The organism is Paracidovorax anthurii (assembly GCF_003269065.1).
Classification (GTDB): domain Bacteria; phylum Pseudomonadota; class Gammaproteobacteria; order Burkholderiales; family Burkholderiaceae_C; genus Paracidovorax; species Paracidovorax anthurii.
In genome coordinates, this window is record NZ_QLTA01000007.1 from 122,098 (window position 1) to 133,819 (window position 11,722).

The window sequence follows — 11,722 nt, forward strand, 5'->3', positions numbered from 1 at the left end:
CCTGAACACGCCCTGAAAGTGGTTTCAGGGCCTGGGGGCCTCCATGTCGCCGGTTTTGCTCGATAGTTTGCTATTTAAAGAGTAGCAATCAGCCCATGAAGCCCAGGTCGATCGGGTAGGCCGATCCGCCGAAATTGCCGATCCGGGGCAGCACGCCGGTCAGCTCGGTGTTCGCCACGCCGAACCAGCGCGCCAGGGTGGCGGCGTACTGGTCCACGGCGGTGCCGGGCAGCAGCCGGCCCTGGCCCACGTGCCACTGGTCCTCGCTGCCGCTGCCGTTGCCCACGCTGATGGGCGGCGGCGCGCCGTAGAACGCGGCGCCGCGCACCGCGCCGCCCACGACGAAGTGGTGGTTGCCCCAGCCGTGGTCGGAGCCGTCGCCGTTGGAGGTGAGCGTGCGGCCGAAGTCCGAGGCGGTGAAGGCCGTGACCTTGTCGGCCACGCCCAGCTCCACCGTGGCGGCGTGGAACGCCGCCATGGCGCTGCTCACGCGGTCGAGCAGCACGGCCTGGGTGGCGATGAGGTTGTCGTGCAGGTCGAACCCGCCCAGCGACACGAAGAACACCTGCCGCCTCGTGCCCAGCGCGCCGCGCGCGGCGATCAGCCGCGCCACCACCTTGAGCTGGTCGGCCAGCGAGTTGCCGGTGGGGAAGGCCGTGGACAGGCTGGTGCTGGCGAGCGCGCCGGAGATCTGCCCCTCCGCGCCGATGGAGCGCTGCGTCACGCGCGCGTATTCCGATTCCAGCGCGTGGCTGCTGGCCGCCTGCACCAGCTCGCCGAGCAGGCCGCGCACGGCGCTGGAGCCATAGACGTTGTTCTTCACGCCGTTGATGGGCACGGCGCCGCTGGGGCTGATCTGGTATTGCAGCGCCTGGTCGCCCGAGAGGAAGACGGCGTTGCCGCTGGCCGAGATGCAGGTGAAGAGCGAGGTGGCGTTGGACGAGAGCGCGAGGTCGCCCAGGTTGCCGCCCCAGCCCACGGTGGAGCCCTCGGCGCCCTGCGACTGCCAGACCGATTGCTGGTCGTTGTGCGAGAAGAGCTTGGGCGGCAGCGGGTAGTTGCGCCGGTCGGCGCTGGCGTACTGCGCGCGCGTGAGCGGCACCATCAGCGGCCCCACGTTGAGCTGCACGGCCGCGCGGCCGCTGTTGAAGAGGCCCGCCATGCCGGTCATGGCCGGGTGCAGTGCGTACTGCTGGCCGCCCGCGAGCGGCGCGCTGGGCTGCAGCAGCGTGCCGCCCAGCGCGGCGCGCCCGAGCGCGATGCCGCCGGCCGCGCCGTCGGCGCCGCCGCCCCGGATGGCGGCGTACTGGGCGTAGCGCGTGCTGTCGTAGGCCACGACGGTGTTGGCGTAGTCGCAGCCGCCGAAGAGGAAGACGCACACCAGCGCCTTGTAGTCGCTGGCCTCGAAGGCGGCGGCCTCGCCCAGGGCCGCGAGGTTGAGGGCGAAGGGCAGCGCGGTGCCGGTGGCGGCGAGCTGGGCCGAGCGCCGCAGGAAGGCGCGGCGGGTGTGGCGGGCGGGGTCGATGAAGGGCATGGTCGTGCTCCGGGGGCGGGGTGCGGCGGTCACTTCTGCACGAGGTATTCGGGGCTGGCCATGACCAGCAGCACGGCGGCGGCGACGCGGTTGAGCTGCGCGGCGCTGCTCGTTGCGGCCACCGGCGTGGCCGCCAGCGCGGCCGCGATGCGCGACTGCGTGGTGGCGGACACCTGCCCCGCCGACAGCAGCAGCGCCACCTTGCGCGCCAGCGCGCCGGTGTCGGCCACCAGCGGCAGCAGGTTGGCGTAGCTGCAGGTGATGTCGAAGCCGTTGTTCGCGTTGCTGGCGCTCTGCGGCAGGTCGGGCGCGTTCACGTAGAGGCCGTTGCGGAGGGTGTTCTGCATGAAGTTCAGGTAGCCGCTCACGCTGGTCTCGGTGACGATCTGGAATTCCGGCGCCACCTGGCCGGCGGTGGCCATGGCAGTGGAAGGCGGCACATAGCCGGGGCGGAAGAAGTTGAACACCGAGGGCGAGCGCAGCGGGCTCTGGCCCAGGCGCGAGGCGGGGTCGCTCAGGTCGCCGATCTTCCAGCTGCCCTGCGCCGAGCGCAGGCCGAAGGTGCGGCCCCACTGCACGAAGCGCACCATGGGCTCGCGCAGCCGCCCGAAGCCGCTGGCCGTGAGGCCTGCGGCGCCGCGCGCCTCCACGTCGAGCAGCACGGCGGCGACCACGGCGCGCAGGTCGCCGCGCACGCCGCTGCCGTTGTCGGCGAAGGCGGCCGCCACGCGGCCCACGTAGGCGGGGCTGGGGTTGCTCGTCACCAGCCGCTGGATGAGCTGCCGGCCGATGAAGGGCCCCACGTTGGGGTGGCCGAAGAGCGTGTCCAGGGCGGTCTTCAGCGCCGCGTCGCCGGCCGTGCCCGCCGCGATGGTGGTGCCCAGGAAGGTGGCGGCCAGCGTGGAATGGCGGCTGGCGGTGAGCACCATCGGCAGCCGCGCCTGCTGCGGGCCGGGCACGGTGCTGGTGCCCACCGTGGTGGACTGGTTCTGGCTGCGGTCGTAGTCGTAGCCGGTGAACACGCGCGCAAGGTTGCTCACGTCGGTGGCGGCGTAGGTCTCCAGGCGGTTGCCGCTCGCGTCGCGCTGCTCGGTGCCGTCGGCGTTCAGGCGGTACAGGCCGATGGTGAAGAGCTGCATCACCTCGCGGGCGTAGTTCTCGTCGGGCTGGCGGCCGGTGCGGGTGTCTTCCTTCTGGTTCCCGCGGGTGTTCAGGTACACGCCCATGGCGGGGCTGAGCGTCACGGCCTCCAGCAGCGCGCGGAAGTTGCCGAACGCATGCTGGTTGAGCACGTCCCAGTAGCCGGCGGCGAGGAACGCGGGCCAGGGCTGGTCCATGCCGCTGGTGGAGACGACCAGGATCTCGGAGAGCGCCAGCGCCACGCGCTTGCGCACCGCGTCGCGCGCGGTGAAGAGCTGGTTCCACAGCATGTAGTCGGCCGGGTACGAGGCGCTCTGGAAGCGCACGTCGGCGCTGGCCGCGCCGTAGCCGCGCTGGGCCAGCCAGTCGGTGCCGGTGGTACCCACGGGCTGGGCGAACTGCTCGGCCAGCCAGGCGCCGTAGCCCTTGGCGCGCAGCGCGGCGATCTCCTCGTCGGTGGCCGAGAACTGCGCCTGCAGCAGGAAGCGCGCGGCCTCTTCGTCGGTGGCCGGACCCGCGGCGGTGGCGGCCCCGGTGACGGGCGTGCCGTCCGGCAGGGCTTCGCCGCCGCCTCCGCCGCAGGCGGCCAGGAGGGCGCCGGCCAGGGCGGCCGCGAGGGCGGCGGGGGCGCCGGAGGAGGGGGGGGCGGGCCGGGAGTCCGGAGGCAGGCCGGCAGGCAGCGGGGGCTCCGGGGATTCCGGGGACGGCGGCGCGGCGCAGGCCGTGGGGATCGGCATCATGGGGGGTTCCAGGGGATGGACCATGGGGCGGCGGGCCCGTGGGGAAAGGCCCGCCGCGGGGCCTCTGCCATGCGGCGTGGCGGGCTCCCGGATGTCAGCATCGCGCAGAAAATTGCGGCGAATTGTGTGAGAGTGTTACTTGCCGGTCCGGTTGTTGCGTCCGCGAGTCAGGCGGCGCGGCGGCGGGCGGGCATGCCGGGCCCGCCTGCGCTTTCCCCGCCGTCAGCGCCCCAGCAGCGCGGCCACGGCCGGGTCGAGCGAGGCCATGAAGTCCTCCACCGCACGGGTGTAGCCGCTGTCCTGCCCGAGCGTGCCGTTGATGTCGCCGTGCGACAGCGGCTCGGGCAGCACCTCGGCGCGGCCGCCCAGGCCGCGCACCTGCCGGGCCATGTGCGCGGCCTGCAGGCAGGGGCGGTCCGGGCGCTGCGTGGAGCACACGAACTGGAACGGCGCGGTGCCGGCCTCCAGCGGGTGGTAGGGCGAGAGCGCGACCCAGTGGGCGGGGTCGGCGCCGAAGGCCTCGTCGTAGAGCGGCAGGTGCGGCCCGTCCATCAGCGCCCGGCCAGGGCCTGCGCGCGCGCATCCGCCTGCCCGCGTCCGGTGCCCCGGGGGCGTAGCTTCAGGGCGCGTTCTCAGGGCTCGGATGGATGCCGGACAGCTTCCATGTCGGCATCCCTGCTGATGAGTTTGCTATCGAAGGGAGAGCAACGGGGGCGCTGCCCCGTGGCCGTCGTTCGGCTCCAGGCGGAAGACCGCGGCCGCGCGCACCAGCTCGTCGGCCTGCGCGCGCAGGCCGTTGGCGGCGGCGGCCATCTGCTCGACCAGCGCCGCGTTCTGCTGCGTGGCCTGGTCCATCTGCGTGACGGCCTCGCCCACCTGGGCCACGCCCTGGCTCTGCTCCTGGCTGGCCTCGCTGATCTCGCCCATGATGCCCGTCACGCGCTGGATGGCCTGCACCACTTCGGCCATGGTCGAGCCCGCCTGGTCGGCCAGCTCGCCGCCCTGCTGCACGCGCTCCACGCTGTTGGTGATGAGCGTCTTGATCTCCTTGGCGGCGGTGGCGCTGCGCCCCGCGAGGGCGCGCACCTCGCCGGCCACCACCGCGAAGCCCCGGCCCTGCTCGCCCGCGCGGGCGGCTTCCACCGCGGCGTTGAGGGCCAGGATGTTGGTCTGGAAGGCGATGGAATCGATCACGCCGATGATGTCCGCGATCTTGCCCGAGGCCTCGCGGATGCCCTGCATGGTCTGCACCACCTCGCCGCCCTGGCCCGCGACGAGGCTGGCATTCATGGCGAGCTGGTTGGCCTGGCGCGCGTTGTCGGCGTTCTGGCGCACGGTGGCGGTCATCTGCTCCATCGAGGCGGCGGTCTCCTCCAGCGCGCTGGCCTGGCTCTCGGTGCGGGCCGAGAGGTCCATGTTGCCCTGGGCGATCTGGGCGCTGGCCGTGGCCACGCCCTCGGCGCCGCCGCGCACCTGCGCCACCACGGGTCGCAGGCGCTCGCGCATCTGCTGCTGGGCCGCGATCAGTCGGCCCACCTCGTTGGTGCCGTGGGGCTGGTCCTCGCCGCCCAGGTCGCCGTCCGCCACGGCGCTCGCGAGTTGCACGGCCTGCGCCAGCGGCCGCGTGATGGAGCGCACGAACACCACGCCCAGCCCGGTGGCCAGCACCGCGGCCAGCGCCAGGCCGCCCAGCGCGATGCCCAGCGCCTGCCGGTCGTTGCTGACGCGGTCGCGCAGCGCGGCGTCCAGGCTGGCCATCGCGGCCGCGTTGAGCCGGTTGAGCGCCTCCAGCGTGCCGGTGAGCTGCTCGAAATAGTCCTTGGGCGGCGTGGTGATCTCGGTGGCCGAGAGCAGGCTGCGGTCCACCATCTGGCGCGAGGCCGCCACGCGCTGGCGCACGTCCTGCACCTGCGCGGCCAGCGCCTGGCCGAGCCGGGCATTGCCCGCCATCGCCCGGTCGAAGTTGCGGAAGGTGTCGGCCTCCAGCTCGCTCACGCGCTGCTGCAGCGCCTGCAGCGCGCCCTTGCCCTCGGGCGGCAGGTCATGCCGCGCAAGATAGCCCGCGCCCTGCCCGCGCAGCAGACCGAGCTTCTCGCCCAGCAGCGGGGCCGTGACCGCCGCTGCCTGGATCAGGTCCTGCGTGGCGGTGTCCGGGTCGGTCTGGAAGCCGTAGTGGTGCAGCAGCTCCTCGCCCACCTGCAGCAGCGCGGCCACGAGCTGGGTGTGCTGCGCAAGGCTTTGCGGCGGCGCCAGCGTGCGCCCGGCCACGGCCTGCTCCAGCGTGCGCCAGGACTGCATCGCCTCGCTCCAGGCGCGTGCCGGGCCGTGCGGCACCTGGGCCGCGGCGAAGGTTTTCTCGGCCTCGGCGAACGCCTGGTTGAGCGCGTCGCGCGCGGCCGGGCGGCGTGCGGCCAGCGTCTCGTCGCCGCCCAGCATGGCGGCCGAGAGGCCCCGGTGCACCTGCAGGTGCTGCACCGCCCGGTTCACGGCGATGAGCGGCGGGGCGCCCGTGCTCTCGCGCTGCGCGTCGGCGATCTCCTGCAGGGCATCGCTCACGTACAGCCCGGTGGGCAGCGCGGCCATGATCAGCGCGATCATGCCCAGGATCAGGAACTTGTGGAGCAGGCTCAATCGGTGCAGCAGGGGCATGGTGTCGGCAATCGAAACGGTAAGTGGGTGATCCGGCGAGGACGACGGGGCGGAGCGCGGCGGTGGAATCCGCTCTGAGGAATTGTGCGGCACCCCCCGCGGCTGCGATACCTCCATGGCCTTGGGAATTGATGGACATCAAGGGACCGGGCTGCTGAATAATGGGCGGATGCCGGCCGCGCGCCCGGGTCTTGCCCATGCGCCGCGGCGCCGCCCTCTGTCCTCCGGCACGCCCCCCTCCCGCACTTCCCCCTTTTCTCTCTCCTCGCCCCATGCCGCCCCTGCCCATCCCGCTCCCGTGCCACGCCCTACCGATGCCCCGCGCCGCCGCACCGTGCCGGCCCCTGCGGGGCGTGGCGCCATGAGCGGCGCGCCGGCCACCCCGGCGGCGCCGGGCGCCCTGGCAACGCGCGACCTGCTGGCCGCGCTCGCGGTGGTGGTGCTCTGGGGCGTGAACTTCGTGGTCATGAAGTGGGGGCTGCGCTCTTTCACGCCCTTTCAGCTCGGCGCCATGCGCTACCTCTGCGCGGCCCTGCCGCTCGTGTTCTTCCTGCGCCCGCCGGCCGTGCGCTGGCGCTGGGTGGTGCTCTACGGCCTGTTCCAGGGCGTGGGGCAGTTCGGCATGGTCTTTCTGGCGCTGCGCGTGGGGCTCACGGCGGCGCTCGCGAGCGTGCTCATGCAGACCCAGGTGTTCTTCACAGCGTTCTGGGCCTTCCTGCTGCTGCGCGAGCGGCCGGGCCGCCCGCTGCTCATCGGGCTGGCGCTGGCCGCGGCGGGGCTGGCGTGCTTCGGCCTGCACTTCGCGGGGCCGGATGCGGGCGCGGGCGGCGTGACCCTGCTGGGCGTGGGGCTCGCGCTCTGCGGCGCCGCGTCCTGGGCCGCCTCCAACATCGTCGCGCGCCTGGCGCAGCAGGAATCGCCCGGCTACCAGCCCCTTTCGTTCGTGGCCTGGAGCAGCCTCGTGCCCGTGCTGCCCTTCATGGCGCTCTCGGCCGCCGCCGACCCGGACGCGGGGCGGTGGCTGCACGCGCAGGCCTGGGCCGAGCTGCCGGGGCTGGCCTGGGCCTCGATCGCCTACCTCGGCTGGGCGGCCACCATCCTCGGCTACGGCCTCTGGACGGGCCTGCTCACGCGCTACCCGGCCAACCGCGTCGCGCCCTTCAGCCTGGGCGTGCCCGTCGTGGGGCTGGCGGCCGGCATGCTGGTGCTGGGCGAGACCGTCTCGCCCTGGCAGTGGGCCGGCGTGGCCTGCGTGGTGGCCGCGCTCGCCTGCGTGGTGCTGGTTCCCCGGATTGCCGCCAGAAGGCGCTGATGTCGCCGTGAATGCTGAATAGTTTGCTATCGTAAAAGTAGCAATCGGCGCGTGTGCTCACAGCCCCCGCGCACCGTCAAACGGCCACGCGCATCGCCCCCCGCGCCGCCCGGTTGTCGGCCTCCGGGGGCCGCGCCGGATGGTTCAATTGGCGCCATGGGCATCCACCACCTCTACCTCGCCATCGCGATCGGCGCGGAGGTCCTCGCGACCTCGTTCCTCAAGGCCTCCGAAGGCTTCAGCCGCCCCGTGCCGAGCCTCATCACCGTGGCCGGCTACGGCGTGTCGTTCTACTTCCTCTCGCTCACCCTGCAGGCGATCCCTACGGGCATCGCCTATGCCATCTGGTCCGGCGTGGGCATCGTGCTGGTCTCGGCCATCGGCTGGGTGGCCTACGGCCAGCGGCTCGACGGGCCGGCGCTGGCGGGCATCGGGCTCATCCTGGCGGGGGTGCTGGTGGTGAACCTGTTCTCGAAGACGGCGGGGCATTGAGGCCGGGGTGGGCCGCAAGGCTTCTCCCCCTGGCCCTGGCGGCATCCTGCGTCCCACTGGCCGCTGCGGGCGAGCTTTTAAGCGAGAAGGATCTGCGTGGCGCATCGCATGCGGTGCCTTCTTGCAAGCGGGCACGCGCGACTGCCTGGCCCGCGAGGCCGCGGAGAGCGAAACGGCACTGCTGCAGGCCGAGTAGGGCGCAGCCTTGACCATTGCCGGTTGGGATAAGGATGCCCGATAAGTCCGGGCCGCCCTGCGGAACCTTGCCGCGGCCCACCGGGAATTCGCGTGCCCTCTGTGGTTATGGGAATAAATTTATTGTAGTTTTCTAAAATATTTCAATTCCATTATCAAGCTGATTTCCCTGTAGATAGCTCCCCAGTTTGGCAAGATCATTCGAGTCGAATTTTCACATTTGAGTAAACTGCAAGATATGGAGCTAGCGTTTGGTAAACAGCATTAGTTTGGCCACCGCCGAAAACTGCCCCACACGTACCCGCAGAATTTGTGCTAGCTACGCCAGTAAAAATTCCAAGTGCATTGTCATTTTCATTGACAACAGGGCCTCCTGAGTCTCCGGCGCTACCACAAACGGTTGCTTCTGCAAAATAAAATGTTTTCCCATTATACGTATGCATAACGTTTACTCCTCGCTGTATTCCACATCTCCAACCATTTACGCCTCCGTAACTACATACAGTTCCGCCTGATACAAGTGCCGCTACAGGCTTCACATCTTTATAAGTATTAATTCCGCTTAGTATTTTTCCAGGCTGAGTATGTACAAAATTTGTATTCCCAAAGATAATCGCATCCAAGCCGATTGGCCAACCATCTGCCAAATAGTCACCGATGAGATCACCCCTGATGGAGCCACTGATTGTCATATCTCCCAAGTTGAAATATACCTGATTCAACAATGTATTCGGTGCATAGCAATGGGCAGACGTGATTGTCCCAGGATAAATATTGTCTATAATTATATTGAATCCGGCGGTGCACAAAGCCTTGCCGCCAGAAGCAACATTTGATGACATTATTTTTGTACCGCCGACAACCACACCTGTTAGTTGAATTTGTCCTTCTTGCACCTCTAATTTGATCATGTTCATATCAAATCCAGCGTTTCGCAGCCGGATTTCAATGTAACTCAAATCTCTTTGGCGGCCACGGACAAGCAGTTTATTAAGTTGATCATCAATTCCGACTGAGTAAACAAGGGGCTCGCCATTACCAGTTAATCCTTGAAAGAAATCGAAAATTTTCTTTTGATTCTGTTCTAGCACTGCGTAGCTGTACTTTACGTAAATTACTGCGGCGAGCCCATTCTGAGAAATGGCTTCGGCTTTTACAGCATCCACTTGTTCAGTAACAGCGATTACATGACGTGCCTTATTGTTCTCATCATATTCAATCCATGATCCTGCATAAGAGTCTCCAAAATTCTTTTTCGCTGCCTCGACTCGTTGATCTACAGAATCAAGAACCAGCTGGTTCTCTTTGGTTTTGTATTTGTCAAGCCCTGACTTCTTAAGAGCGTCGTCTTTAGTTCCAGAGATCTGCTGAGTTAAAACTTCGCTATTTTGTTTGGATTGAACGGTTTGCCCGTGGGTAACGAATGAGAACAACACACCGAAAACCAGAAAAATACTCTTGCTTGAAGTCATTTTTAATAATCCTTGAGGTTTTTTATTTCAAACACCACTGTGATCCAGAGGAGTCACCGACAAGGCACTTCTAAGGCAAATAATTCATGAAAACTTCCTCCTTGGTTTTAATAATAATATTGAATCTGCTTCAGGGAATTTATTCTAAGAGCAGTACCTACCTGCCTGCATAGTACGACAAGACTAGGCAACAACACCAGAAGATTTCTGGTCTGAAAATGAGGTCTTGAGACTCGCCTTCAGTGGGCGGTCTCAAACCTGAAGTGCAACACCTGAACCTCAGGTAACTTGCACAGATGACTTCGCGATACACACACTTGCAGCCCGAAGAACGCCTCACGCTGGCCTCGTTAGTCCAGCAAGGATGGAGCGGGCGATCCATCGCTCGCCTGCTCGGGCGCAGCCCCAGCACCGTGTGCCATGAGCTAGTACGCAACAGCACCCCTCGCGATGGCTATGCCTTGCGGTCCGCCCAGGCTGCCTGCCAAGCCCGCCGTGACGCAGCGCGTCCTGCCCCCAAGCTGCATCCGCACGGCCGCCTCTGGCGCACCGTCTGCGATCTTCTGCTCTGGCGCTGGTCGCCCCAGCAGATCGCCCGCACACTGCAGCGCATGCATCCCGATGACCCACGCCAGAGCGTGTCCCACGAAACGATCTACAACGCCATCTACGCCTACCCCCGCGGAGAACTGAAGAAGCAGTTGCTCGCCTTGCTGCGCCAGGGCCGCAGCGGGCGCCGCCCCAGCTCCGCCGGCCAGGACCGGCGTGGACAGATCCCCGACATGGTCAGCATCCACGTGCGCCCACCCGAGCCCGACGACCGGCTCATGCCCGGGCACTGGGAGGGCGACCTCATTAAGGGCGCCAACAACCGCTCCGCCGTGGTCGTACTGGTCGAGCGCAGCACGCGTCTGGTGCTGCTGTGCCGCATGCCCGATGCCACCGCAGAATCGGCTGTGGCGGCCTTCACGGCCAAGCTCAACCAAGTGGCCCAGCCCATGCGCCAGACGCTCACCTACGACCAGGGCAAGGAGATGGCCCGCCATCGCGAACTCGCGCAGGCTACGGGCGTGCGCTTGTACTTCTGCGATCCGCACAGCCCATGGCAGCGCGGCAGCTGCGAGAACACCAACGGGCTGCTGCGCCAGTTCCTGCCCAAGGGCACCGACCTGGGCATCCACGATCAGGCCGCGCTCGACTCGATTGCCGACCTCATGAACAACCGCCCTCGCGATACCCTGGGCTGGCGCTCTCCCTACCAGGCATTCCAGCAGTTCATGCAGGCCATTGCGCAGCAGCACGGCGCTACTATTCACTGAAACGGAAAATCAATCTCAATCGAGGTGTTGCACTTCAGGTTTGAGACCGCCAAGTCATTCCTATTCAGAATGGGCGCAAGATTGCGCATTCCATCCAGGTGGAGCGTTTGGGTTTCTATATCCGTGATTGCTATGATTTCTCGGGCAATCAACCCTTGGGCTATTGGAGTTCAGAGGGCGCTTACAAGCTGCCAGGAACCCACCTGTCTATGGTCGAGAACAAGAGTTTCAACGACTGGCGCTCCCGCACTGGATTGGGCGCGGACTTCTTGGTATTTTCTGACGTTCAATGGGAAGCATTAAGTACCCCATTGAGGAAAGATTTCTCGTGATGTCGAGTGGTTTCTCTGGCGATGAATCTATCCCTTGGAATTAGATGAGGCGATATTTCATTTTCCCAATCAAAATGATGATTGCCATCGTGATGCTCGCCATCTTATTGATGGGTGCCTATCTGACCAGGCCGGCTTCCACGCAGAGATTGTTTGTGGATGCATGTGGTAATGGGAAATACTAGGTAGTCCGCCCTGAACAACCCGTAAGCCGTTGATCTGTCTCGAAGTTCTTCGGCTAGCAGGGAGAAGGATTTGCAAGGTATGGTTTTGCCAGCCCCTGTTTTCTTGCAAATTCCTCCGAGGAGTCCGATGGGTCCGAAGCCTTCGCAGCCGCACACGGCCGAGTTGTTCCGTCCAAGGCTGGACGAGCAGATCAACATGAAGCACCCGCTGGTCAAGCTGGCCGCGCTGATCGACTGGACCGAGATCGAGCGCACGTTCGCAGTGTCGTTCACTTCGGACCGCGGCCGGCCAGCCTCACCGCCTCGTCTGATCGCCGGGCTGCTGTACCTGCAGCACACCTTCGATGCCTCC

The 11,722-nt window shown here is 66.6% G+C and carries 10 protein-coding genes; 5 read left to right on the forward strand and 5 right to left on the reverse strand.

Annotated features, from left to right (window positions below; all coding sequences use genetic code 11):
• Positions 1-88: 88 nt before the first annotated feature.
• The 4 genes from AX018_RS05665 to AX018_RS05680 all read right to left on the reverse strand — a co-directional run bounded on the left by AX018_RS05665 (position 89) and on the right by AX018_RS05680 (position 6,063).
• On the reverse strand, positions 89-1,534 hold the full coding sequence (locus AX018_RS05665; protein ID WP_111876333.1) for a DUF1501 domain-containing protein: 1,446 nt from the start codon (positions 1,532-1,534) through the stop codon (positions 89-91).
• A 29-nt stretch (positions 1,535-1,563) separates the two neighbouring features.
• Positions 1,564-3,414 carry a DUF1800 domain-containing protein gene (locus AX018_RS05670; protein WP_111876348.1) on the reverse strand — a complete coding sequence of 617 codons (1,851 nt, stop codon included), beginning with the start codon at positions 3,412-3,414 and terminating at the stop codon, positions 1,564-1,566.
• 222 nt (positions 3,415-3,636) lie between these two features.
• Positions 3,637-3,966, reverse strand: a complete 330-nt coding sequence (locus tag AX018_RS05675) for a hypothetical protein (protein ID WP_111876334.1) — start codon at positions 3,964-3,966, stop codon at positions 3,637-3,639.
• A gap of 138 nt (positions 3,967-4,104) precedes the next feature.
• A complete protein-coding gene (locus AX018_RS05680; RefSeq protein WP_111876335.1) occupies positions 4,105-6,063 on the reverse strand; it encodes a methyl-accepting chemotaxis protein in 1,959 nt (652 codons plus the stop codon).
• Between the two features lie 361 nt (positions 6,064-6,424).
• On the opposite strand from AX018_RS05680, the gene AX018_RS05685 reads away from it, so the two are divergent.
• Together AX018_RS05685 and AX018_RS05690 are read left to right on the forward strand one after the other, a co-directional pair.
• Positions 6,425-7,375, forward strand: coding sequence for an EamA family transporter (locus AX018_RS05685; RefSeq protein WP_111876336.1), 951 nt, complete (start codon positions 6,425-6,427; stop codon positions 7,373-7,375).
• 156 nt (positions 7,376-7,531) lie between these two features.
• Positions 7,532-7,867 carry an SMR family transporter gene (locus tag AX018_RS05690; RefSeq protein WP_111876337.1) on the forward strand — a complete coding sequence of 112 codons (336 nt, stop codon included), beginning with the start codon at positions 7,532-7,534 and terminating at the stop codon, positions 7,865-7,867.
• A gap of 392 nt (positions 7,868-8,259) precedes the next feature.
• On the opposite strand, the gene AX018_RS24630 is transcribed toward AX018_RS05690, so the two are convergent.
• Entirely contained in the window at positions 8,260-9,534 is a 1,275-nt protein-coding gene (locus tag AX018_RS24630; RefSeq protein WP_146749225.1) for a S1 family peptidase, read from the reverse strand.
• A 296-nt stretch (positions 9,535-9,830) separates the two neighbouring features.
• On the opposite strand from AX018_RS24630, the gene AX018_RS05695 reads away from it, so the two are divergent.
• The 3 genes from AX018_RS05695 to AX018_RS05700 form a co-directional block, all read left to right on the forward strand.
• Positions 9,831-10,853 (forward strand): IS30 family transposase, encoded by a 1,023-nt coding sequence (locus tag AX018_RS05695; protein ID WP_245951449.1) that lies wholly within the window; start codon positions 9,831-9,833, stop codon positions 10,851-10,853.
• 92 nt (positions 10,854-10,945) lie between these two features.
• Positions 10,946-11,185 carry a DUF6402 family protein gene (locus AX018_RS25985; protein WP_353618477.1) on the forward strand — a complete coding sequence of 80 codons (240 nt, stop codon included), beginning with the start codon at positions 10,946-10,948 and terminating at the stop codon, positions 11,183-11,185.
• A gap of 312 nt (positions 11,186-11,497) precedes the next feature.
• Positions 11,498-11,722: transposase (locus AX018_RS05700; protein WP_491895535.1), on the forward strand; the 225-nt coding region annotated here is incomplete at its 3' end.

Bases quoted from the DNA above. Each gene is read 5' to 3' on its own strand.
- AX018_RS05665 (WP_111876333.1), bottom strand. From the start codon at position 1,534: ATGCCCTTCATCGACCCCGCCCGCCACACCCGCCGCGCCTTCCTGCGG.
- AX018_RS05670 (WP_111876348.1), bottom strand. From the start codon at position 3,414: ATGATGCCGATCCCCACGGCCTGCGCCGCGCCGCCGTCCCCGGAATCC.
- AX018_RS05675 (WP_111876334.1), bottom strand. From the start codon at position 3,966: ATGGACGGGCCGCACCTGCCGCTCTACGACGAGGCCTTCGGCGCCGAC.
- AX018_RS05680 (WP_111876335.1), bottom strand. From the start codon at position 6,063: ATGCCCCTGCTGCACCGATTGAGCCTGCTCCACAAGTTCCTGATCCTG.
- AX018_RS05685 (WP_111876336.1), top strand. From the start codon at position 6,425: ATGAGCGGCGCGCCGGCCACCCCGGCGGCGCCGGGCGCCCTGGCAACG.
- AX018_RS05690 (WP_111876337.1), top strand. From the start codon at position 7,532: ATGGGCATCCACCACCTCTACCTCGCCATCGCGATCGGCGCGGAGGTC.
- AX018_RS24630 (WP_146749225.1), bottom strand. From the start codon at position 9,534: ATGACTTCAAGCAAGAGTATTTTTCTGGTTTTCGGTGTGTTGTTCTCA.
- AX018_RS05695 (WP_245951449.1), top strand. From the start codon at position 9,831: ATGACTTCGCGATACACACACTTGCAGCCCGAAGAACGCCTCACGCTG.